The organism is Phaeodactylibacter sp. (genome assembly GCF_040219495.1).
In the GTDB taxonomy this organism is placed as follows: Bacteria; Bacteroidota; Bacteroidia; order Chitinophagales; family Saprospiraceae; genus Phaeodactylibacter.
In genome coordinates, this window is the sequence record NZ_JAVJSK010000087.1 from 1 (window position 1) to 25,672 (window position 25,672).

The following is a 25,672-nucleotide window of genomic DNA, read 5'->3' on the forward strand; positions in this document are numbered from 1 at the left end:
GGGGAGTCTGCCTAATGAGCCGGACAAAATGACCTAAAGGCTTCGTAGCACCAGCCTACCCGGTGCAGGCAGGTAGAGTCGCATATGATTCAACCAAGCCAGAACCAACGCTCCACCTACCCCCACCCAAGCCCAAAAAAACAACAATGTTTTCACGCTGCAACCTTGACATTACCACAGCCAAGTCGTAAATTACCAATCAATTGCACGAATCACTGCGCGCAGCAACACAAAAACCGGCGCTCCCTGTGTGACCGCCACACTTATACCGACGATTAAGTGGTTTGCCGAGGCAAACCAACTCAATATCGGCATATACGCATTACGAAGCGGTATGCCCTGGAATAGCATACCACTTCGTAATGCGTATACTTGAACAAAAAACATAACCGCACTGCTAAAGCCTTGAGCTATAGCAGTACCATTGGTTGGCATTAAACAGATATGCCCGGGACAGCCGGTAGCTGAAGCCCCTGCCCGTGCTATCCCCCATTGAGCGCTCCCGACAGCACCGCTGGCTACAGCGCCGTGAGACGGGGTGCCCGAAGAGTGAGGTGGATCTAAGTCAGTTACTATTTATTCACACATAAAAACCTTTCACTTATGAAAAACAAATTCCTACTCCTCACCTGGCTGCTCGCCGTACCCCTGCTGTGGGCCGGGTGCAACTGGTTCGGCAACGATGACGATGAAATTACTATCAAGCCTATTGATTGGGAGACAGAAGAAACCCTCCCCGAAATGACCACCACCGGAGAAAACACCTTCGGCTGCCTGGTCAATGGTGAGGTGTGGAGGCCTAAAGGTGGGCCTTACTTTGGTTTAGATGCTCAGCTTTCTTTTTCCTATCATGAGCCTAGTGGGGGATTTTATTTAAGAGCTAGGAAGAGAGAGTTGAATGATTCTTTTGAGCTAGAGCAAACCATCACTATCAGCTCTGTTTTTCATACGCAATCTGATAGCTCTACTGTAAGGCAGGCGCATTTTTTTGATGACGCAATATGCGAATCTGGTGATGTCCTGAACCCAATGTATGCTGATACAAGCTTAGGCTTTGAGTTTCAGATAATTTATTTAGATGAGAGTCAAAATATCATATCAGGAATATTTGACTTTGAGTTTGTCAAAGAAAACTGCCAAGACACCATCCGTGTCACCGATGGCCGGTTCGACATCAAATACGCCAACTAATTTTTAACACAAAAAAACCTTTCCCTTATGAAAAACAAATTCTTATTGCTCACCTGGCTGCTCGCCGTGCCCCTGCTATGGGGCGGGTGCGACAAGCAGAGAAACTGCCCCGAGCTCAAACTCCCCCCACTCACCACAGAAGGGCTTAACACCTTTGGCTGCCTGATTGACGGGGAGGTATGGGTGCCGCACGTGGACTGGCAGCTGATCCAAACTCCGCTTGACTTTGGGGAGATTACGGTGGTGCATCATGAAGAGGCAAACCACTTTTACCTGCGTGTCGATAGAAGACCAAATGGCGATTGTGACACAACTGATCAAGTTATTCACATTGGACTAAATATTGGCGAGAAAAATGAGTTGGACGATTCGTTTATTGGGTCGGCCTCATTCAACGATTGGAACACAGGCAATTGGCAATATCGCCTTGATACTACCATCAGCCGTGTTGTGGACATTCAGAAGTTTGATCTTGACGAGCGTATCCTCTCGGGCACTTTTAGCTTTGATTTTAAGGATTACGGTACAGATGAAGTACGCGAAGTCAGAGACGGCCGCTTTGACCTGAAATTCTAAAACACTTAAAAAACACTAAAATGAAAAAAATTACTGGATTATTTACGCTCCTATTGTTGGCGAGCCTGCTCTGGGCTCAGCAGCCAACGGGCACGCTTTCTTTTCAGAATGATGCCGATGCCGTGATCACTGATGTGGTTGGCAACCTGGATTTTTCAGAGCTCAGCACGGGTTTGCTGTTAGAACGGACCATTCCATGGGCAGATCCATCCCTGTTCCATGGGCAGAGCGTTTCTGATACAAATCTGATTAACCATAATGGATTCGGGCTGCTGTATGCTACGCTGTCTGGTATGGGGGTGAATGGGCCTGCATTACCGGACCCTGGCAGTACCTACGTTCCGGCTATGAATGATCTGAATGCAAGTTCAGATACTTTTCCCATTAGCATGCTCTTCATGGATTACGAACAGTTTAAGCCGTACGCTATAGATTCCAACCTTTTGGACTGGACTGCCAATGCGGGGGGGGGCAAAGCTTATCTGATGTAGCCAACCGCCCGGAAAGCCCTTACGCATTACAACGGCTCTTTGCAGCCTCTGCCTTATACGACAAGGCATTAGGTACTTCGCCTTCCTTTATCCTTCCATCTTATCTCTTTTTCTCCAATTGCAATACCGGTGGCAGCGCACTTCTTTCCTTGTCCATTGACCTGGATGACGGCAATGGCTATCAGCTGGTCTCTCTTGGGCAGCTTATCTCCACCCAGTACAGTAGCGGAGGCAACAAACGAGTCAAACTTAAAATGAAAACATTTGACCGGAAAGAGTATGTAGCCCACTTCTCTTTTAAGGTGATGGAGCAAGGCATTGGTACTCGTTTCCCAAATACTCCAACGGATATTGAAATTCCAGCAACCCAAGAGCACAGTGGCGGCGTGATGAATATTTTTATCAACGATTGTAATGATGGCCTGACCAAGCCTCTAATCATTGCCGATGGGCTGGACCCCCTTTCAAGGCCAGAGGATGATAGGCGCACATGGACATTTGCAATACAGTTGCTAAATTATCAGCTACAATCAGGTGATGTTTTGATTGATCAACTAGAATCTGAAGGCTACGACATCATCTTCCTGGATTACAACAACGGAGGCGATTACATACAGCGCAATGCACGGATGGTGCAAGATGCGCTGCGGGAAATCAATCAGATCAAAGCAGCAAACGGTAGTGCTGCTTCAAATATACTCATAGGGCCAAGTATGGGTGGCCCCGTTACAGAGTATGCTTTGCTTGAAATGGAACAAAACAACGAAGTGCATCAGGTAGAGCAACTGCTCCTGCTTGACGGGGTACAACGAGGTGCTAACGTACCTTTGGGCATTCAACACGCTTCACGCCACCTGCATCATTTGGAAGGGCCATGGAACACGCCGTTACGAGATTATATCCCTCAGCTTTCTTTTTTGAAGAATTTATTCAATGAGCCTGCGATGAAGCAAATGCTACTATACAGTGCCTACTCAACAAATGGAGTAAGCCCACTGCCAGAGCATGTACAATTTTATGCTGAACTCGACGCCTTTATGCCACCTCAGCATTTTGAATACGTTGCTTTATCTGCGGGGAGCCTGAGAGGCGTTGGTCAATTGGTACAGCCAGGGGAAGATATTGTTAGCTACTCCGGAGGATTAAGTGAAATTTTGCAAGATGTAGTAGGAGGGTGGTCTGGGTTTTGGGCCAACACAGCTGAGTTAGTGCTAGGTTTATCAGGAAATACTGCCACCTTTGCAGTAGGCATAAGGGCAATTCCTGATCAAAACCAAGGAGGTGTTATTGTTTATAATGGGCAAGTTGAAATTGAGATTTTATTTTCTTCATTTGTCAGCTCTGCATATAGTTATGTAGCTTCAGGTACATTACCTCTTGATAGCGCACCGGGAGGTTTCATGGGGATACATCGGGACAGTATATTTCTAAACGGGCAACAGCTTTTTCATAATACCGTATGTATTGTCCCCACCGTAAGTAGCTTGGATATACCCATAAACGCAGCCAACCTTTATGCAAACTTGGAGAATGTTGGAAGTGTGGCAGGTAACTTGACCGTTGTCAACCGTTATGCAGGGTCTACAGCAAGTATTGAGTCTTCAGAGTATGGGCCCCCTGCTCAGGAAAATCAACAGCACAGCCCAATTATCAATGAGGACAATATTGACTTTTTGCTATTCTCATTTGTTGCGGCTGATCCATTGTTGAGTGAACAATCAGGCGTAATCAACAACCGAGTCTACAACTATGGGAGGTCTCTGGCACCCTTTGACCCCGCTATTCCCGGTTTCTTCAAGGAAACTGACAATCGTATAAGGTATGATATAGATATCCTTAACGGTGGATCGCTATGGGTGAACCGTGCTGACCGGATAGCATTTACAGACGAGTTACAGAACCCTCAAAACCAGCAATCTTCTAATTTTAATCTATATATCGGTGGTGGTGATTTATGTACAACGTCAAGCCCGGTTATCCTCACCATCGCCCCCACCGCCCGCATGGAGCTCGGCCAATGGGACGCCGCCGCCGGCATCACCAACACCGCGCAAGTATACGTGCAGGCAGACGCGGCGGTCTCCATCCAAGCCCAGGGCGAGCTGTACATCAATAAAGGCTCCCGGTTTATCGTACAGGAAGGGGGCTATGTGGAAGTGCTTTCCGATGGGCTGCTCAGCGCAGGCTTCGGGGGGCAGGTCCGCATCGAAAGCGGGGGCGAAGCCCGTATTGGCAGTGGGGGTATTTTGCGCGTCAGCCAGGATTCCAAATGCGTGGTGGAAGACGATGGCAAGCTGGTCTTAGAGCCAGGCGCCATCGTGCAGCTCTGGGACGGGGACGCCCCCTTCGGGCGTGCTGTGCTCGAAGTGCAGGGCGAGCTGGAGGTACAGGGCAGCATCGACTTCAGCGGCAATGGCTTCTTTGACTTTTTCCAGAGCCATATCCTCAGCCTTACGGGCGGTATCTTCCGCATTGAGGGGCGGGGCATCGGCAAGCGCTTCCTGCGCCTGCGCAACAATACGACCCTTGATATTGGAGACAATACCGTAGAGCTGCTGGAAGGCCTGGCGGAATATGGGGCTTACGCCAAAATCTCGGTAGGGCAGGGCGAAGCCTTTATCTCCAACATGGAGCTCAAGACCGGCGGGCAGACAGCGGTGGGCTTGCTGGCCAACGGGGCATCCAAAATCCGGTTCGTGTACAACGAAGCCTACGGGTTTGCCAATGCCGTGGAAGCCTACAATATCTACCCGGTCAGTACGCTGGATTTCCTGTTTTTCCAGAGCGACTTTTCCGATAACCAGAATGCCATATGGCTTTCCCACGGCAGCAATGCACGGGTTTGGGATTGCCATTTCAATGGCACAGGCACCGGCGTGAATGCGATGCTGCTGGACGAGCTGCAGTCTGTGCGGGTAGATGCAAGTGTCATTGAAAACTACAATGTGCCAACGGAGGCTGCATATATGACTTGGGGCGCCGTCCACGTCTCCAACGTAGGCGAGTACATCATGAGCGGTGGCGAGCTGTCCAATAATGACGTGGGCTTATACTGCCCAGCGGGCAAGTATGTTAATGTCACCCTGCGCGGGCAGGCTGAAGTGGCGGATAATGACTTCTATGGCCTCCATATCGTAGAGGGAAACCGGGAAGGCAGCAACTATGGGCTGGTCACGATGGACTGCGCCAAGCTGCTCAACAACGGGCTGGCCGGCATCAAGGGGCAAAACCTCATCCTGAACATTGATGCATTCATCAACTCCCAGACAGACAACCTGGCTTACGCCCGGTCCAACCATTTTCAGCGCGGGCCCAATGATGCGCTGTGGTTTGATATCTGTTACGACGGGGTACCTGGTAGTGGGGCAAAAATTAATATCCCCATTGTTTAACAGCTTTTGCTTTGATGAGCCCCAAATCCTGCCCTTCGGTTGGTTTTGTGCCTTATCAAAACAAAACCCAATGGGGATATTAATTTTTCGAGAAGCCCTTAGCCGAAACCATCAACACGATACCGGCAGAGGGCAATTACTGGGGCACTGACCACGCGAACCCGGAGCCGGGCGGTGGGCTGTACTACTACGCCCTCGACAAAACCAACTTTGGCGGCTGCGGCGGTTTCCCGGAAATCAGCCTCGGCTTTGGCACCAAAGCCACCGGTGCGCCCACGAGCTGCCCGTCAGCCCCGCCTACCGGCCCGCATGTGCCGCCATCCAAAGATTGCAGCGGGCTGATGGCTACGCCTACCGAGCAGCTTGGCGGCAGCTTCTTTGATGCCTTTTTCGCCTATCAGGATAAGCTGGAGCAAGAGGAGCTGACGGAAACCACGTACCCTTTGTTTGCAGATGTCGCCCAAAAGTCCAACACGGAGCGGGGCACCGCATCAGACCAATGCAAGCACTACATCGACGTAGCGCGGGTATTTGTGCCCCATACCGGTGGCCAAAACCTGCAATCGGCAGGCGGCAGCCCGCAGGGCATACAGCAGCGGCAGGGCCCTGGCTTATCAGGGCAGCCCTCCACCTTCCCTAACCCGGCACAGGACGAAGTGGCAGTAGAGTGGAACCCGGGCGCCCAATTCTCTCTGCGCGCTATTAATGCGGCCGGGCAGGAAGTATGGTCAGGCCTGCTGCCATCCGGTACCCACCGTTTGCCGGTGGACAGCTGGGCAGAGGGTTGGTACTTCCTGCACTTCACTACCGCAGACGGGCAGCGCGCCCATCAGCTCAAAGTGATGGTGCAGCGATAAGGGTTGCCTTTTCATCTGAAAATTAAGAGTCAAGCTCCGGTGGTATTAGCTGCCGGGGCTTTTCTATTTTTCTGAAGATTGGGACTTGAGTGTCTTATTTGTTCTCACCTTACAGGCCTAAACCAAACCCCAAATCCAATTTCGGCACAACCACCCGCATCAAAATTAACCCTTACTTAATCCACAGTTAACCCTCCCTGCATTTGCCTGCCGTAGCTTTACGCTTCCAAAATACATTCCAAAACCAAAACTTCTTTCATGCAGTACGATTACCACTTTGGAAAGAGCCTGAGCACTCTGTTGCTCTGCCTGCTTTCCGTTGTATCTTTTGCGCAAGACGATCAGGAACTGTTTCAGGGCTTCGAAGGCTCCGCCAATGATACCTGGAATTACACCATTAATCCCGCTACCTATGACATCGATGGCGATGCGTGGGCAGTGTCTGGCCCAACGGCGAACATAAGCCCGGCAAGCGGCATGAATTTCTGGTACATGCGCGACCTGGAGAACGACAACGGAGGCAACGCTAATTTCCACACTATGGACTTTGACGCTGTGGATGTTTCCGCTTTTTCCGTCAATGCACTCACCTTTAAGTATAACACCGTTGGCTATGAGTCGGTAGACTCCATTGGCTACATTGTGGAAACGGAGCCCGGCATGGGCATTGACATGGCCAACTATGTAGACCTTTCCCGCAACACCGGCGGCTGGGAAACCGTTTTCGTCAATCTGCCGGTGGGTATCTCTACCGTTCGCCTGCGCCTGATGGCCAAGCAAAACGGTGCCGATGACTTCGCTGGCTTCGACGATGTGTCCCTCTTCAGCAGCACCGAAGACTTCCTGCCGCCGCTCGCACTTAGCGCAGAACTGCTGGATGATACGAGCATCCGCATCACTTACAGTGAGCCAATGGATGTGGCTAGTGTGGAAAACCCCATGAACTACACTACCAATGGCACCATTGCTGACATCACTTACACCGAGCCCGGAGGCAACGAATTTCCGTTTGTGACTATTACCTACGATGCGCCGTTTACTGATGGGCAGGCCTTTGATATCTCTATTGGCCTGGTGACCGATGCAGCGGGCAACTTCCTGCTGGAAGCCTTCGCTTTCGACTGGATTATCAACCGTACCACACCCAATCTGGTGATTACGGAAATCATGTACAATCCTCCCGGCAGCAGCGATGACCGTGAGTTTGTCGAAATACTGAATGCCGGTACCGATCCGGCTATCATTGGCGGGCTGACTTTCAGCTCTGAGTTCAGCTTCACTTTCCCGGAGCAAACGCTGGCTCCCGGTGAAGTTGTGCTCGTTGCTTTTGACGAAGCTGCCGCCGAGGCGTTCTACGGGCTTGATTTTTACGACTGGGGCTTTGACGACATTACCAACGGGGATGAAGACCTGCTGATCAGCAATTTCCTCGGCGACACTATTGACTTTGTCAATTATCTGGATGAAGCGCCCTGGCCGGCTGAAGCGGATGGCAATGGCCCGTCTATCGAGCTCCTCGACCCAACACTAGACAATAACGATGGCGCCAACTGGTTCGCCAACACAGAAGCCTTCAACGGTACCGATATCCTGGCTACACCGGGCGTGTACATACCTGCCATCGAGCCGGTTGTATCTTTTGAAGTGCCAAATGTAGTGGTGAATGAAGCAGACGGCACCGTCAGTTTCAACCTCGGCATCACCAACGCCAATGGCCTGCCCACAGAAGCGGTGATCAGCGTGGTGGGGGCATCCACAGCTGTGGCGAGTGAAGATTTCAACCTAAATACCACCAACGTAACTTTCCCAGCCAACAGCACCGGCCCGCAAAGTGTGGAGGTGGAACTGATTGACAACAGTACAGTAGGTGGCCGCTACCTCATCCTCGCGATTGAGTCGCTGATCAATGCCACCGCAGGTAGTGACACTGAGCTCATCGTATTGATTCAGGACAATGACCTGACGGCACCGGTGGCCCCGGCAGACCCTGCGATCAGCCTCAGCCACGTAGGCAGCTTTAACTCAGGCACGGTGGCCGAGATCGTGGCGCACGACCCGGCTTCACAGCGCCTCTTCCTCACCAACTCCGAGGAGAACACACTGGATGTGGTTGACTTCTCCAACCCGGCAAGCCTTTCCACCATCACCGCGATCGACATGGCGCCTTACGGTGGCGGTATCAACTCCGTGGCTGTAGCCAATGGTATTGTAGCCGTAGCTTTGGAAGGCAACGAAGTCACCGACAATGGCTCTGTTACGTTCTGGGATGCCGATGGCAACCTGCTGAGCCAGGTGGAAGTCGGCCCACTGCCCGATATGCTGACCTTCACTCCGGATGGCAGCAAAGTGCTGACGGCTAATGAAGGCGAGCCTAATGCAGACTACACCATTGACCCCGAAGGCTCCGTCAGCATTATCGACCTGAGTGTAGGTGCTGCCAACCTCACCAACGCCAATGTGACCACCATCAGCTTTGCCGGCTTTAACGACAATGAAGCAAGCCTCAAAGATGCCGGCGTCCGTATTTTTGGGCCTGGTGCCACTGTTGCTCAGGACCTGGAGCCTGAATTCATCGTCATCAACGAAACCGGCACCCTGGCGTATGCGAATTGCCAGGAAAATAACGCGCTGGTGCTCATCGACATTGAATCCGCTGCTGCATTGGCTGTCATTCCACTGGGCTTCAAAGACTGGACTCAGGAAGGCATCGTCCTCGACGCTTCCAACCGCATCGACGATATTTTCTTCGCCAACTGGCCGATCCGCGGTATATATCAGCCCGATGCGATCGACTACTTCACTGTTGGTGGGCAACGCTACCTTATTTCTGCAAATGAGGGGGATGCCCGCGATTATGACGGCTATTCCGAAGAAGCAAGAATCGGTGATGATGAAATCACACTCGATCCAACGGCTTTCCCTAATGCAGCTTACCTGCAAAATGAAGCCCTCCTTGGACGTCTGAACATGACCACCGCCAATGGAGATACCGATGGTGACGGAGACTACGATGAGCTGTACACTTACGGCGCCCGGTCTTTCTCCATTTGGAATGCTGACAACGGAGACCTGGTGTACGACAGCGGTTCCGAGCTGGAACTGATTACCGCTGCAGATCCGGTTTTCGGTACTATTTTCAATACCACTGATGATGAGAACAACTTCAAAAACCGCTCAGACGACAAAGGGCCGGAACCGGAAGCCGTGACCGTCGCGGAGATCAATGGCGTGCCTTATGCCTTCATTGCCCTGGAGCGCATCGGCGGCCTGATGGTTTACGACATATCTAATCCGCAAGCCCCTGTATTCCTGCAGTACATCAATACCCGCACGGTAGACACGGAAGGCGGCGACCTGGCACCGGAGGATGTTAAAATCATCACGCCTGCCGATAGCCCGGATGGTAAGTATTACGCCGTCGTTTCCTACGAGGTAAGTGGAACGGTTGGGGTATTCGAAATCGCCACGCCTCCTACTGTTGCTTTCGCGGAAAGCACAATCGAAGTGATGGAAGGCGCAGGCAGCATCGAACTGCCCATCGCCATTGAGCAGGCCGGCGGACTGGCTGGCAGCCTAACGGTAAATGTAGCGATGGCTTCCACTGCGGTGGCTGGTGAAGATTACAACCTGGGCACCACTACGCTCAGTATTCCGGCAGGCACTACTGATGGGCCCAGCCTCGACCTGGAGGTACTCGACAACAGCAGCCTGAGCGGCAAATACCTCATCCTGGAATTTGATGAAAGTAGCAGCACGGCATTAATGGGTAGCGGGACTCGCCTCATTGTCCTGGTTGCCGATAATGATGATGTGGCACCGGTGGCTCAGGCTGATCCGTCCACCCGCCTGAACCACGTAGGTAGTTTTGCCTCCGGTACAGTTGCCGAAATCGTAGCCCACGACCCGGCTTCACAGCGGCTGTTCCTCACTAACTCCGAAGACAATCAGCTGGATATCGTGGACTTCTCCAATCCGGCCAGCCTTTCCTCTGTTTCATCAGTCGATATGTCACCCTATGGCGGCGGTATCAACTCCGTAGCAGTGCACAACGGTCTTGTTGCGGTCGCTATGGAGGCTGAAACGGTAACCGATAATGGCAGCGTAGTTTTCTTCGATACGGATGGGGCTTTTCTTAATCAGGTCACGGTAGGCCCACTGCCCGACATGCTTACCTTCACACCCGATGGCACCAAAATCCTGACGGCCAATGAAGGGGAGCCTAATGATGATTATGATGTGGACCCCGAAGGCTCCGTCAGCATCATAGACGTGAGTGGAGGTGCAGCCGCAGCTACGGTGGTCACCTTGCCGCTGACCAGCTTTAACGATGATGAGGCCACCCTTGTGACGCAAGGCGTGCGCATTTTTGGGCCCGGCGCTACGGTTGCCCAGGACCTGGAGCCGGAGTACGTTACCATTTCCAATGATGGAACTACTGCTTACGTGTCCTGCCAGGAAAACAATGCGCTGCTGATTGTAGACATCGTTAACGAAGTCGTGACCGGCATCCTGCCACTCGGCTATAAAGACTGGACCGAAGAAGGCGTAACGCTCGATGCTTCCAACCGCACCGACAACATCTTCTTCGCCAACTGGAACATCAAAGGCATGTATCAGCCGGACGCTATCGACTTCTTTACGGTCGGCGGGCAAGGCTACATCATCACGGCTAACGAAGGAGATGCGCGGGACTACGATGGCTACTCTGAGGAATTCCGCATTGGAGATGATGAAATCGTACTTGACCCAACAGCCTTCCCTGATGCAGAGTACCTGAAAGACGATGCACTGCTTGGACGGCTTCGTATCACAAACGCAACGGGCGATACCGATGGCGATGGTGACTTTGATGAGCTTTACGCTTATGGTGGCCGCTCCTTCACGATTTGGGATGCAGCCAGTGGTGCCGTTGTCTTCGATAGTGGCAATGACCTGGAGCAAATCACCGCGGCGGACCCGGTATTCGGCGCCATCTTCAATGCCACTGATGATGAGAATGAATTCAAAAACCGCTCCGACGATAAAGGCCCTGAGCCGGAAGCCGTAATCGTCGAAGAAATTGACGGCGTGCCTTACGCCTTTATCGCGCTGGAGCGCATCGGTGGTATCATGGTGTACGAAATTGCGGACCCCGCTGCTCCAACCTTCATTCAGTACATCAATACCCGTACCGTAGACGAGCTGGGCGGCGACCTGGCACCGGAGGACATCGCGTTTATCGATGCTGCGGACAGCCCGGATGGCAAAGCCTATATTGCCGTATCCTACGAGGTCAGCGGCACCGTTGGCATATTTGAGCTGCAGACGCAGTCTACTGTCACCTTCGCTGACAACCTCACTACCGTAGAAGAAGGCAGTGGCGCACTACAGCTGGAACTTGCCGTAGAGCAGGCTGGCGGGCTGACCGGCAAAGCCGTTGTGAATATCCTTGCCGGTTCCACCGCTACCGAAGGCACTGATTTCACCCTGGCTTCCACGGAAGTGGAATTTGACGGTACTAATACTTCTCAGTTCCTTTCCCTCGACATTCTCGACAATATGGAGCTGGGCGGACAGTATATCGTGCTCGAAATTGATCCTGCAGCAAGCGAAGTGAAGCTGGGCGAGACCACCCGCCACATCGTGCGCATTATGGACAACGACGACATGGCGCCCGTTGCCGCAACCAACCCGGAGCTGCAGTTGACCCACCTCGGCAGCTACTTCACCGGCGGAGGCGAAGGCACGGCTGAAATCGTAGCCTTTGACGGCGAAACCAACCGCCTGTTCCTCACCAACGGCGAGAACAATCAGGTAGACATCATCGACTACAGCAACCCGGCTGCACTTAGCCTGGTTTCTTCCATCGATATCTCCGCATACGGCGCAGGCATCAACTCTGTAGCGGTTAGCAATGGTATTGTAGCTGCAGCGATTGAAGCAGATGCAGTAGATGGCGCAGGCATGGTCGCCTTCTTCGATACGGATGGTAACTTCCTGAATGCAGTTGAGGTGGGCGTGCTGCCCGATATGGTGACCTTCACCCCTGACGGTACCAAAGCCCTCACGGCGAACGAAGGGGAGCCCAACGACGACTACGACGTTGACCCGGAAGGCTCTGTAAGCATCATTGACCTCAGCGGAGGTGTGGCTGCAGCTACGGTAACCACGCTAGGTTTTGAAGCCTTCAACGATCAGCAGGCAGCCCTGCAAGCGGCGGGCGTGCGCATTTTTGGCCCGGGCGCTACGGTTGCGCAGGACCTGGAGCCGGAGTACATCACTATTTCTGATGACGGCACTACCGCCTATGTCAACTGCCAGGAGAACAACGCACTCGTGCTGGTTGACCTGACCACCAATACGGTGGTGGACATCCTCCCGCTCGGCTTCAAAGACTGGACCGCAGAAGGCGTCACCTTCGATGCCTCCAACCGCACCGATGACATCTTCTTCGCCAACTGGCCGGTGAAAGGCATGTATCAACCGGATGCAATCGACTACTTTACGGTGGGCGGCCAAAGCTACCTGATTTCTGTGAATGAAGGCGATGCCCGCGACTATGACGGTTATTCTGAAGAAGCGCGCGTAGAGGATGAAGAATTCGTCCTTGACCCAACTAACTTCCCGGATGCAGATATCCTCAAAGATGAGAACCTCCTTGGGCGCCTCGTGGTGACCACTGCCAATGGCGATACCGATGGCGATGGCGACTTTGATGAAATCTTTGCCTTTGGTGCCCGTTCGTTTACCATTTGGGATGCCGCTTCGGGTGCGTTGCTTTTCGATAGTGGCAATGACCTGGAACAGATCACCGCTGCAGACCCGATATTCGGTGCCCTGTTCAACACCACCGACGACGAGAACAACTTCAAGAACCGCTCCGATGACAAAGGCCCGGAGCCGGAAGCGGTAACCACTGCCGAGATTGACGGCAGGCACTACGCCTTCATTGCGCTGGAGCGCATCGGCGGAGTGATGGTCTATGATGTATCAGCGCCGGAATCTCCGGTCTTCCTACAGTACATTAATACTCGCACAGTTGATGAACTGGGCGGCGACCTTGCCCCCGAAGGACTGTCCTTTATCCCGGCATTCAGCAGCCCAAGCGGCAAGCCACTGCTGGCGGTTTCTTACGAAGTCAGTGGCTCTGTAGCCATGTTTGAAATTGACCTGAGCTGCCCAATCGTTGACCTGCCTGCTACAGTCACGCTATGCGAAGGCGAGACCGCGATGCTGACCGTAGGCGATGCTTACGAAACCATTACCTGGTCTACGGGTGATGAAGGCAACACCATTGAGGTTACAGAAGCCGGTACCGTGACGGTTATGGCCACCACTGCCGGCGGTTGCATGGCTATGGATACGGTAGAAGTGACGGTCAACCCACTACCGGTTGTAGCCCTGGGCGACGACATCGAAGCCTGTGAAGGCGAAACCGTTACCCTGGATGCAGGAGCTGGCTTTGACACCTACAGCTGGAGCAACGGTACCGATGGACAAACCCTTGAAGTGGACATGGACGGTGCTTACACTGTAACCGTAACCGACGCTAATGGCTGTAGCGGTGACGAAGAGGTCGTTGTTACTTTCAATCCTGTGCCTATGGTTACCTTCCCGGTTGATACGGTGGTTTGCATAGATGACATCTTTGTCTTCAGCCCGGGCGAAGGCAATGAGCTCATCATTGACGGTACTGCTGTGGAGGAATTCACCACCGAAGGGCTGGACGTTGGCGAATATGCGATTGAAGCTACTGTGGTCAATGAATTCGGTTGCGAGCAAGCTATCTTGCTGGACTTCAACATCGAAGTCTGCAACAGCACCCGCGACCTGCTCACACAGGAAGGCTTTGAGGTATTCCCGAACCCAACTACCGGCCTGGCTACCGTCCGTCTGAGCGACCTGCAATCCACTGCATACGATCTGGCGATTGTTACAAGCACCGGACAGGTACTCAATGTACGCCGGGTGGAAAGCTACCGCAGCGACTATCAGGCGCAAATTGACCTGACGCAGATGCCAGCGGGCATTTACCTGATCCGCCTGACTTCCGCAGAAGGGGTGCTGACCCGCCGCCTGATTGTGGAGTAAACCTCAGTTTGGATTTTGCAAAGTTCTGGGGCTTGATTGTAGTACCCGCCTCCGGTGAATTCCGGAGGCGGGTATTTTTTATTGGCGCTTCGAAAACCCAGCCCCTACCTAACCGTTGTACAAGTATGGAAACGAAACTCAAAGGAAAGACCGCCCTCATCACGGGCGGCAGCAAAGGAATAGGGCTCGGCATAGCCGAAGCCATGGTAAAACACGGTATGCATGTGGCCGTAACGAGCCGCGAGCAAACAGCAGCCGATGCAGCAGCCGAAAAGCTCACCGCATTGGGGCCCGGCAAAGCTATTGGTATTGCCGCTGATGTGCGCGATATGGTCGCTCAGGAAAATGCAGTAAAGCGGGTCATTGAGGAATGGGGACAGCTGGATGTCGCTATTGCCAACGCCGGTGTAGGACACTTCGCCCCTATCGAAGAGATGACTGCGGAACAGTGGAATGCCGTTATCGACACCAACCTGACAGGGGTGTTTTATACGACCAAAGCCTCCATACCGGAGCTCAAAAAGACTAAAGGCTACCTGATCACTATTGCCAGCCTGGCGGGAACGAACTTCTTCCCCTCCGGCTCCGCTTACAATGCCAGCAAGTTTGGCCTGGTGGGCTTTACGCAGGCAGTGATGCTTGACCTTCGGCAAGATGATGTGAAAGTCACTACCATTATGCCGGGTTCTGTGGCCACTTATTTCAACGACCACACGCCCAACGAAAAGGATGCCTGGAAGATACAGCCTGAAGACATGGGGCAGATGGTCATGGACCTGCTGAACATGCACCCGCGTACCCTACCCAGCAAGGTGGAAGTACGGCCGACGAAGCCGCCTAAGAAGTAAGCCTTTTGTACAGCAGAAAAATCCCCACTCCGTTGCATACGGAGCGGGGATTTTTCATTTATGGATAGACTGCAGGTTTAGAAAAAGAAACCGCCCGTCACCACCACCCGGTTGTCCTTATTATCACCCCGGTAGACGCCGCCACTTACCACAAATAAGTCAAAGGGGCTAAGCCAGATGCCGCCGCCGTAGCTGTAGTGCCAGACCTCCGAATCTTCTCCGCGCAGCCATACCCGGCCGTGGTCAAAGCCCGCCATGAGCCCGAGGGAGAAGGGCAGCGTTGGGTTCTCAGAAGTGATGGTCTTCCAGCGCAGGTCGGTGTTGTGTACAAAGGCCGTAGAGCCAATGAAGCGGTCACGGCGGAAGCCGCGGAAGTTGGCACCCTGCCCGGGCCCGCCAAGTGTTGCACCCTGATAGAACTCATAATCTTCATTGAAGCGGTGCTGAAACTCCAGGCGCGTGGCGAACACCAGCTTGCCCTGCCGGTCGATACGCTGATAGGCGGAAAACGAGGTGTTCAGGTAGGCGAAGTTCTTACGCCCTTCTTCCAGCTGTTGCTTCCAGCCGCCTTCCAAAAAGAAGCCCAGCCCGCGGGTGGGAATGGCGTTGTTGTCCCGGGTTTTGTAGTCAAGCAAGAACCGAAGCCCGGCAAATTCCAGCCCGTCAAAGAGTTCGTCCTGAAAACGGTTGCCAATTTCATCAATGTAGCGGCCTTCTGTTCGCTCGACTTCGATGGATTCAAAAGTAGGGCCCACAAGGACTCTGGACTGCGCATTGAGCCGGCGCATAAACGAAGGCATTACGCGAATCACCCGCTGCTTGATGCGATTGTAATTCAGGGCCTCGTCGTCCAGCAGGTTTTCAATATTGATGCTTTCATTGCCCAGCCCGTAGAAGTTCCGGGAGTAAAGTGGCGTTTGGTATTCGGCATCCAGGCCAAGCTCAAAGGGCCCAAAAAGGTCAATAAACTCCCCCTGATAGCCCAGTGTAAAACCATCAGTAGCGGTCGCGAACTTCATATTAATCTTATGCCTTGATGCGTAAGGGTCTTTTTTAAAGCCAAAGGTAGTGTACGCTGCGCTTAGCCCCAGCAGTATGCCGTCGTCCGGATTGAAGCCCCCGGCTGGCAGCAGAGAGGCAAAGTTAAAGTTGTAGTCCTTCGACTCCCGGTCGTAGGTGTTGAAGGCGGGGTCAAAGCGCCGTTTGATTTTGGCTTTGGAGCCGGTTTGCAGCAAGTTGCCTTCGTTCCTCGCATCGTAGTAAATCAAGCCCTTACCATTGGAGTCGTCTTCAAGGATGTCCTGCCCTACCCCTCCAATCATGCGGATTTTGATGCAGTTGCGCTTGCAGGTACCTTTGACCTGAAACACATCCTGATCCGTCAAACCATAGACAACAATTTCTTTCGTTTCTTCCGGCAGAAAAGTCCGGTCGTAAAACTTCAGCTCTTTTTCGGATTTGCTGTTGGTATCATACGCCCGGATACGGGTGCGGCCATCTTCCATCCGCTCAATCAGGAAAAGGTCGCGCTTGAAAGTCCCTACAACATCTACCTCGCGGGCCATAAGCTCGTAGTACTTGCGGGCAATTTCCATAAAATCATCCCGCCGGGACTGAATCTTTTTGATGATCTCCGGACCATTATGGTTGTAAATCGGCTCGGGCCAATGGTTTTTAAAAGCCTGCTCAATCACTTCGTCAGTGAGTTGGGCCTGCAACTGACGGGCTTCTGCTTCCCAAGTGGCCCAGTCTGCACCAGACAGAAAAGTGCGATCGAAGTGGCGGCCGTTGTAGACCAGCCATTTGAGGCGGTTTTCCTCTCCCCGGAAAGCTTTTAGTTTTTTAATGTCGGGCGAAGTGCCTTTCGCCAATTCCAGTATGAGGCCATCATACTTGCTGAAGGCCTGATCGCGGTCGCGGGGTATAGGGCGGTAGTAGTCTACCTTCCCGCTGTCGATTTCCGACCAGCGCCATTGGTCATCGTGCCGGTCCCAATCGCCGATCAGTACATCAAACAATCGATTGCGCACCACGAAAGGGTAATCAATCTGCTCATCGTGGTCTTCCTGTATCCGTTCCCGGGTATCCAGGGTACTGCGGATGCGCTTGGGTGCGCCGAATTGCTCGTAGTCATTCCAAACTTCGTCATCCGGGCGCTCTTCCACAGTGTACAAAGCACCAGCGTAGTCTTCATTGTAGATGCCCAATGCCGGCTGCCGGGGCAGGTAAAACATCTTAGGCTGCGTGTAATAAATACCGGCTGCCTTTGCCAGGTCAGCAGTAGCAATGGAAGCAAAGGGATGAGCAGAGCTGAAGTTGTCCTCCAGTACCGCCGTCACGAAGGACTCATTGAAGGGATACCCCAGGGTCCGGGAGGCATCTTTATCAATCGAGCGCAAGGCATACTGCCGGCCATCTGCTCCCTCCAGCCGCAGGGAATTGGTCTGATAACCGCCGCCACGCTTAACCGGGCGTACCCCGCCTTTAAACTGGGTCAGGTCCAGGACCGGCAGTTTCACCGTAGCGTTATAGGTGCTTCGGTAGTGTTTGCCCCAAAAGAAGTTCCAAAGCCTGCCCCGCTCAAAATCATTCTCACTCACTTTGATCGTAATGGAGTCCTGCAAAGGCTCGAAAGACTGCGGTGGCTCTTCTGCAACCTTGGGCAAAGGGGGCTGCACTTGTTTTTGGAACACCAGCTTCCCCTGCGGTTCATTCTCATCGGGCACCCAGTATTTTACCCAGGCAGAGCCGTCCTCGTAGTAATCCAACTGTGCAAAGCCAAGGTGCCCGTAGGCAAATTGCCCTCCATTGCGGGCGTTGGTGGCTGTACTTTTTGAGCCTGCACCACTGACAATAAAAGACTGTTCGTCCTGCTCAATATACTGAAGGCTATGCTCGTGCCCCGAAGCAATGACAAAACTTCCATTGCGGCGGGCAGCGCCTACCACGATGTCAGAAAGCTCCTGGTATTTGGGGTGTATCAGGTCTTGGCGGTGGCCCACTGTACCTCTCAAAAATTGGAAGATTGACCCTACCACTGGCAAAGGCAGATAAAGCGGCTTTACAAACTCCGTAAGCGGGAACAAGTGCTGTTTGAACGTAAACTGCCCGCCGTGTGGCCCCGTGGAATAGGGTGGGTGGTGCATAGCGATGAGCACATCTTTATTGCGGTTGCCCTTGATCGCCTCTACCATAAATTCGGCAAAAACGGCACGGCTTTTGACTTCACAGCCTGCGTTGACCTGGTAGTCTTTGTCCCAGTCAGACAGGTACCATTCTGAATCAATCAGGACGATAACCAACTTGTCATTGATTTCTATTTCTTCCGGGTCACCGCAGCCGGGGTCCGGGAAGAACACATCCTCCCGGTCCAGGTACTTTTCTATGAATTTTTTCTGCCGTTTCAGGCCGTCTATGCCGTATTTGTCCCAATCGTGATTGCCGGCAATGAAGAAGATATTGCCCTCGTACCCCTGCACAGTGGCAAGTTGATCGGTTAGCCGTTCCTCGTCTATTGCCCGGCCGGGCTCAGACTTAGGCGCCATACCATTCGGGTAAATGTTATCGCCCAGGAAGAGTACAGTACTTTCTTTCCCTGCTGCCTGAACCTTGCGCTTCAATAAATCTAAAGCAGGGTTGCTACCACCTCCTGCATCCCCCACTAGGAAAACCGTATGCATGAGGGGTTGCTCAGGAGTAGCGAAACCCGCTTCCCAGTTGGCAGCCTCCGGGCTGTAGTTGAGCTGGTAGTTGGCACAAGAGGTAAGTCCCAGCATAAAAGCCAGGTAGAAAAGGGGGCTGGAAAGTTGTTTCATTACGTAAAAAATAGGTTTTAGACGCTTGTAAAGTACGCAGTTGTATTCAAAGTCAACTTTACTGGCCCTGCTAAAGTTTTCTCTGCTAATTTTTTAAGCATGTTGAAGCTTTGGTCTTCTAATCGAAACCTGGCATTTTTTTGATTTGAAAAGGTATCGAAACCGGAGTTCAGCCTTAGAGCGTGTTGGGACTTTTGTCTTCTAGTTGAAAACTAACAATTTTCTGGTTAGACGAGGCACGAAAACCGGAGTTTAGCCTTAGCGAGATAGCCTGTCCCGCAGTTTACCGGAAGGGTTTTCGGAATGAATTACAAGCAAACCTGCCTGCGTGTCGAACACTTCGGTCTCCGGTGGCCAAAGCCCACAGGCGACGAGACACAGGCAGGAAAGTGTACCGGCGCACCGGGACAGGCCGATTACTAAAGTCCTAATACGCTCTAAATCTTGCAGGGAATCGATTCCGGGGCATACCCCAGGTGCAAAATACGGCTGCCGGTAGGGTTGATGGGGCTAACACTTTTGCCGATGACTACGCCTTTCCTGTCGGCACTATAAGTCTTGGTCAGCGTGCCAAAAACCGAACGGACTTCCGCTAAAGTATCACCTGGCCCAATAACCTGGCCCAGTCCCGCCCTTACCGTCAGTATCCCCCCTTCATCTGTGTAAAGCCAGTTGGACTGCCGGCAGAGCCATGTCGTATCTACGGTATGTCTGATGGCACCTTCCAGCATGTTCAGGTCGAACAGGACATTCCAGACCCCGATCAGCGCTTCCTTAATCACATCTCGTTGGAAAACATGCGGGTCCCGGAGCTCCAGTGTAATGGCAGGTATACCAAGGTCAGCAGCGGCACCCCGGAAGGTCCCGTCATTCGGTAAATTGTGCAGAATGATCTCTGGGTTTTGCAAGATGGCCATACGGGCTGTGGCCGGCTGACTCATATCAGCCCGTATATACCAGGAATTAATCCGGCCTGCACTTGCAGTGTGCAAATCGATGAGGTAATCAAAGTGGCGTAAGACACGCTCAATGAGCCGGTAGATGTAGACCTGACTGAGGTTGCCATCCGGATCACCGGGTGCGATGCGGTTGAGGTCCACACCATCATTAAACTTGCGTTGTTCCAGCATGAGGCCCGGAATATTCATAACCGGCACCCCGACGACGGTCCCGGTCAGGCGCTGTGCGTCGAGCTCTGTGAACAGGCGCTGAATAACAGGGATACCATTGAGTTCATTGCCATGTATTGCTGCGGTCAGCCCCACCACGGGGCCGTCTGTTTTGCCTTTAGCAATTAAAACAGGTAAACGGACCGGTGCCCCTATCCCATCGGTAATAATCGGTAGCCAATACTTTTGTACGGTGCCTGCGGGCAAGCTGCTCAGGTCCAAGTCAGCAAGTACCGGGTATGTTGTGGATTGATACATTACGCTCCTGATTTATCATCGCAAAGGTTAGTAACTTCTTGGAGTTTTTAGGGGAAAAAGAGGATGGAGCGCAAAAAAAGGCAGCTTCCTGAACAAACAGAAAGCTGCCGCTTTACACTCACTAGTTTATGAAACTTTAAACCAACGTTAAAAGTCAATTTGAATATATATAACTCTGAAAGTCGATTTTTATTGTCTTGGACAGAAAGTACGCTAGATTATTTTCTATTGATGTAAAATAGTAAATAATCCTGAAAGATGCAATGCCCGTTCCCGACAAAACGACGCTTTCGTCTGTTAATTTATGGTAAGGAGCCAAATGACGGCGGAGTGGTTGGTTGGAATGGGTTATTTTTTTTGAAAAAGCATCTTCAGCCAAAAGGCCGGCCGCACCAATTGCTCCCGTAAGCTGAAATCGTTATACATACCGGAGAGCACCTCAATAACTCTTTGGTTGCCGGCGATGATGCTGGCGATGAGGTTGACGATAAAGGGGTACATTAGCATTTTCTGGAGGCGGTAGCTCAGGCGCATTTCTGAACCCAACACCCGGTCTACACGCTTATCATAGGCTTTCAGAAAGCTGGCAGAAAAATTATTGGTTTTAAGGCACTGCTCCAATTGTTCAGCAGCGATGAAGCCACTGTAAAAAGCATTGCCAATCCCCTCTCCCGTGAGCGGGTCTACCAAATGCCCGGCATCCCCCACCAACATATAGTGGTCGCCGGAAATCGACCGCCGCTTAGAGCCTAATGGCAACCCGAACCCTTTGATGTTGCCGATAAGCTCTGCGTCTTTGAAGCGCTCTTTGAGTACCGGATGGGTCTCCAGTAGCTGCAGCATTTCCTTTCGGAGGTTGACTTTGCGGCGGTTGAGAATATCACTGCGCATGCCTAAACCGACATTGGCTTCACCATTAGGCAGCGGAAAAATCCAGAAATAGCCCGGCGTGATGGACTTGATGAAGTGCAACTCGATGAAGTTATCCCTGTCCAGGGCTTTGACGTTTCGGTAATAGGCACGCACTGCAGCAGCATAGTGTTTATTGTCTTTTTCCAGACCAGCCTCCTTGCGGCTGAACGCCGAGTAGGCACCGTTAGCCACGATGAGCATACGGCACTGTACCGTAAGTGTTCCTGACTTGCTCCCGACTTTCCACCCGTCTTCCGTACGCTCAAATGTGACGGCCTCTGTATTGTCAAAGAACTGAATATTTTCCCGGCGGCGCACCTCCTCTACCAGGAAGTGGTCGAAATCTATGCGCTTGGCCACGTACCCCGGTGCTTCTGCGGCATTGCGCACGTAGTTGGGCCGGAAGGGGATGTTCAGCGCCCGGTTGTTGGGCGAAACAAACTGAATGCCCCAAACATCGGACTGAATAGGCGTTGCGTTGAAGCGATTAAGAATCTCCGGGTCGAGGCGGTTGAGCAGAGTGGTCACTTTTCCGCTAATGGCATCCCCGCAGACTTTGTCACGGGGGAAAATGGCTTTGTCCAGCAATACAGAGGGAATCCCCATGTAGCTAAGCTTTAGTGCGGTAGCGGCTCCGCCAGGACCCGCTCCGATAATACATGCATCAGTGGTCAATTGCATAGGAAAGGAAGTTGAGTGGGCTAAGATACAGAAACCTGCAAAAAACGTGCGCCCACCAGAATGAAAGTTCTAGCGGGCGCACCGTGATTCCCCCTTACCTTGCAATCCGGAGATTACATGATAATATCAAATTGTTGCTACAAATATAGCAGCAGAAAGGGAAGGGCTAAACCCCATTTTCATGGGGTAAGCCACCTGTTTAATTTCTTCTGCAACAAAGCCACTTTTTGCGGCCAAAAGACCGCAGCGCTATCCAGCAAAAGGGCGGTTAATTGCTTCCAAGAATAAGTGGCAAGCCATCACCACCTCCGCCACCAACAACGATGACTTTAGCATTTTCAGAATTCGCCAGTTGTAAAGTCGCTTCAATCCCCTTGTCCTGAAGGATTTTATCGGTCAGGCTAGCGCTAAGGATACGGTTGGACTCTGCTTTGGCTTCGGCCTCGATGATTTTACGTTCGGCCTCTTTGCGCTCCTGCTGAAGGATGTAGTCATACTTCAGGGCTTTTTGCTCTGCCTCTATTTTGGTCTCGATAGCGGTACGCACTTTATCCGGTAGCTCTATATTACGTATCAGGGTAGCCCGCAACTCTATGAAGTTGCCACCCAGGCTTTCTTCGAGGTTATCCTGTATCAAAGCCTGCACCTCATTACGCTTAGTAGAGTACAGTTCTTCCGGAGAGAATTGCCCGATGACCTCCCGCACAGAAGACCGGACCTCGGGCCTTACCAGGCTCTCTATGTATTGCGGGCCAAACTTCTCGTGAAGGTCACCGATGTTAGTGTAATCCGGATTTACACGTACGGTGACATCTACTTTGATATTCAGACCATTTGCAGACAGTACTTTCATGTCTTCGTCAATTTGCTTTTCCCGGATATCGTAGACGTACATGATATTCCAGGGCGCGATCACGTGAAAGCCCGGGTTGTAGATATTTTCCCGGTCCAGTCCTCCGCCAAAGCGCTGGAAAAGGACACCGCGCTCTCCTGCCTCAATAGTCAGAAAGGTCGCATTGGAAAAAGTCAGGATAGCAATCAACGCTACAAAGACGATGATGCCGTATGTGATTAATTTACTTTGGCTCATAATTGATTTTAGTTGGTGAAAAGAGATGCCTTTTTGCATCTTGTTATGTTAAGGTAACAACTTTTCGGAATTCGGGTTTTGTATACTCTACTTATGATTGGGAAAAGCCGACTAATTACACGCAATGCAGGAAGCCCCGGCAGCCTATATCGCTAATGCGGCTAGTCCGAAATAACGCGCCGCGTTTCACGCTTAAAAGCCCTGGGTTTGCTGAACTTTTACGCTCTATTGCTTCCGGAGCAATCCACTACCACGCCCTAACTTGAGTTGAAATCAGGCAGTTGCGGGACACGAGCGTAGCGACTGATGAAATAAAGACCCGCCTAAGAGCGTGTTGGGACTTTAGTAATCGGTCTGTAAACTGCACTTTTTCGCTTATACTTCGCCCCGAAAATCCTTCCCGCAAACTGCGGGACAGGCTATTTAGCTTTGGCTAAACTCCGGTTTTCGGGTCTCGTCTAACCAAAAAATTGCTAGTTTTCGACTAGAAGACCAAAATCCCAACACGCTCTAAGAGATGCTATGTTTAGCATCCAAACAAGCTCTAAAACACACAAAATATTCAAACAATAAAAGAGGTTATGAACACAAATTTTGTATGCCCCTGAATAATCTTTTCCGCCAGCTCTGCATCACGTCCTCACCTTCGTAGCTACACGAAGAAAGGGAATTAAAGGGCTCCCTTTCTGAAGTCGAGGTTCCGGGCGCTCTTTGATCTGACGAAAAATCTTGATTAATTGTCTATACAAAACCTGTATTCACAACCTCTAAAAAACAACACAAATAGTTTACGCAATCGCCCATTTTTCACAAACTCATTCTCCACCCCAACCTACCCTACGCAATTTTGTTAATTTGCCAAAAAACAGAAATCAATGAGAAAAGGATTAGTCTTTATAGCTATTGCCGCCCTGATCTATGCCTGCGGAGGCAGTAGCGACAGCGCCAGTAACAATACGCAAGCTAATGCACAGGCCGTCGCCGCTGCTGCCAAACCCGATGGGGAAAAAATCTACAAGCAATACTGCGTAACTTGCCACGGCCTGTACGGCGACATGGGCGCTAGCGGGGCTTACAACCTGCAGGAGTCAGCCCTCACCCTGGAAGAGCGCATCAACGTCATCACCAACGGGCGCAAGGCAATGACCGCCTTTGAAGCTTTGCTTGAAGAGAAAGAAATAAAAGCGGTTGCCAAATACACCATGAAGCTTGGGCAGTAAGCGGACTATACTCGGCATTATGTCCGGCAGTTCGCTTGACGGGCTGGACCTCGCGCTTTGCACCTTCGGTTTTACGGGCAGTACACTCCATCATTGGGAAGTTGTTGAATGTGCGGCATGCCCCTTCCCGGAAGTATGGACAGAACGGCTCCGGCAGCTACCGGATGGCAGCGCCAAAGACCTCGCTATCGCCCATGCCCAATTTGGGCGTTTCCTGGGTGAACAAGCCAGGGCTTTCCTGGATACACAGGAGCCTGCTGCAGAAGCGGTTGCCTCGCACGGTCATACCATTTTCCACTTTCCGGAAGCCGGGGTTTCCACCCAAATTGGGGATGGAGCAGTCATTGCGGCAATCACAGGACTGCCCTGCATAGACAATTTTCGTATGCAGGATGTTGCCCTCGGGGGACAGGGAGCCCCTATTGCGCCCATCGCCGATCAGTACCTGTTTCCGGAACAGACCTTCATGCTCAACCTGGGCGGTATTGCCAACATCAGCGCCCGCACTGCACAGGGTTATATTGCCTTTGATTGCAGTGGTGCCAATCAGGTGCTCAATGCCCTGGCAAAGGAAGCTGGGCAACCTTATGATAACGGAGGGGCTATGGCCAGGGTTGGCCGACTCCTGCCAGCGCTGCTTGAAAAAGCCCTCAGCCTCCCTTACCACAGTGCGCCGTACCCCAAATCACTGGGCAACGACTGGGTGCAGGAACAACTACTGCCTATTTACACTTCCTTTCCCGGCAGTGTGGAAGACCGCCTGCACACTGCATGCCGGCAAATTGCACAAAGCATTGACGAGAGCATAAGTGCTATCGGACAACATGCAAACCTGCCTGCGCCCCCCCACTCCATGCTCATCACGGGCGGAGGTGCCTTCAATACCTTTCTGGTGGAGTGCATCCGGGCGAAGTGCGAAAAAAATCGTTCCTTAGCCGTTAGAGTCCCGCAACCCCAAATCATCGAATACAAAGAAGCTATTTTGATGGCGCTGATGGGCGCAATGCGCCTGGAAGGCCTCCCTAATACACTGCCCACCGCTACGGGCGCCATGGCTGGCAGTTGCGGGGGCGGGCTTCATACGCCGCCACTCAACGGATAA

The 25,672-nt window shown here is 52.2% G+C and carries 13 protein-coding genes; 9 read left to right on the forward strand and 4 right to left on the reverse strand.

The features are described 5' to 3' along the window. The first annotated feature begins 603 nt into the window (after window positions 1-603). The 7 genes from RIC19_RS13160 to RIC19_RS13190 all read left to right on the forward strand — a co-directional run bounded on the left by RIC19_RS13160 (window position 604) and on the right by RIC19_RS13190 (window position 15,425). Window positions 604-1,191 (forward strand): Riean_0653 family protein, encoded by a 588-nt coding sequence (locus tag RIC19_RS13160; RefSeq protein WP_350178790.1) that lies wholly within the window; start codon window positions 604-606, stop codon window positions 1,189-1,191. 27 nt (window positions 1,192-1,218) lie between these two features. After that, window positions 1,219-1,767 (forward strand): Riean_0653 family protein, encoded by a 549-nt coding sequence (locus tag RIC19_RS13165; RefSeq protein WP_350178791.1) that lies wholly within the window; start codon window positions 1,219-1,221, stop codon window positions 1,765-1,767. 20 nt (window positions 1,768-1,787) lie between these two features. Further along, entirely contained in the window at window positions 1,788-2,258 is a 471-nt protein-coding gene (locus RIC19_RS13170; protein ID WP_350178792.1) for a hypothetical protein, read from the forward strand. A 254-nt stretch (window positions 2,259-2,512) separates the two neighbouring features. Further along, window positions 2,513-5,650 carry an esterase/lipase family protein gene (locus tag RIC19_RS13175; RefSeq protein WP_350178793.1) on the forward strand — a complete coding sequence of 1,046 codons (3,138 nt, stop codon included), beginning with the start codon at window positions 2,513-2,515 and terminating at the stop codon, window positions 5,648-5,650. A gap of 311 nt (window positions 5,651-5,961) precedes the next feature. Then, window positions 5,962-6,507 carry a T9SS type A sorting domain-containing protein gene (locus tag RIC19_RS13180; RefSeq protein WP_350178794.1) on the forward strand — a complete coding sequence of 182 codons (546 nt, stop codon included), beginning with the start codon at window positions 5,962-5,964 and terminating at the stop codon, window positions 6,505-6,507. Between the two features lie 258 nt (window positions 6,508-6,765). Continuing rightward, complete coding sequence (locus RIC19_RS13185; protein ID WP_350178795.1) at window positions 6,766-14,577, forward strand: choice-of-anchor I family protein; 7,812 nt, start codon at window positions 6,766-6,768, stop codon at window positions 14,575-14,577. Window positions 14,578-14,702: 125 nt separating this feature from the next. After that, a complete protein-coding gene (locus RIC19_RS13190; protein ID WP_350178796.1) occupies window positions 14,703-15,425 on the forward strand; it encodes an SDR family oxidoreductase in 723 nt (240 codons plus the stop codon). A 77-nt stretch (window positions 15,426-15,502) separates the two neighbouring features. Here the strand turns inward: RIC19_RS13190 and RIC19_RS13195 are convergent, their stop codons facing one another. From RIC19_RS13195 to RIC19_RS13210, 4 genes are all read right to left on the reverse strand, one after another. After that, window positions 15,503-19,240, reverse strand: coding sequence for a metallophosphoesterase (locus tag RIC19_RS13195; RefSeq protein ID WP_350178797.1), 3,738 nt, complete (start codon window positions 19,238-19,240; stop codon window positions 15,503-15,505). A gap of 437 nt (window positions 19,241-19,677) precedes the next feature. Next, a complete protein-coding gene (locus tag RIC19_RS13200) occupies window positions 19,678-20,667 on the reverse strand; it encodes a succinylglutamate desuccinylase/aspartoacylase family protein (RefSeq protein ID WP_350178798.1) in 990 nt (329 codons plus the stop codon). A 348-nt stretch (window positions 20,668-21,015) separates the two neighbouring features. After that, entirely contained in the window at window positions 21,016-22,260 is a 1,245-nt protein-coding gene (locus tag RIC19_RS13205) for an NAD(P)/FAD-dependent oxidoreductase (RefSeq protein ID WP_350178799.1), read from the reverse strand. A gap of 268 nt (window positions 22,261-22,528) precedes the next feature. Then, window positions 22,529-23,350, reverse strand: a complete 822-nt coding sequence (locus RIC19_RS13210; RefSeq protein ID WP_350178800.1) for a prohibitin family protein — start codon at window positions 23,348-23,350, stop codon at window positions 22,529-22,531. 875 nt (window positions 23,351-24,225) lie between these two features. Here RIC19_RS13210 and RIC19_RS13215 point away from each other — a divergent pair. After that, window positions 24,226-24,570, forward strand: a complete 345-nt coding sequence (locus RIC19_RS13215; protein WP_350178801.1) for a c-type cytochrome — start codon at window positions 24,226-24,228, stop codon at window positions 24,568-24,570. Window positions 24,571-24,589: 19 nt separating this feature from the next. After that, complete coding sequence (locus tag RIC19_RS13220; protein ID WP_350178802.1) at window positions 24,590-25,672, forward strand: anhydro-N-acetylmuramic acid kinase; 1,083 nt, start codon at window positions 24,590-24,592, stop codon at window positions 25,670-25,672.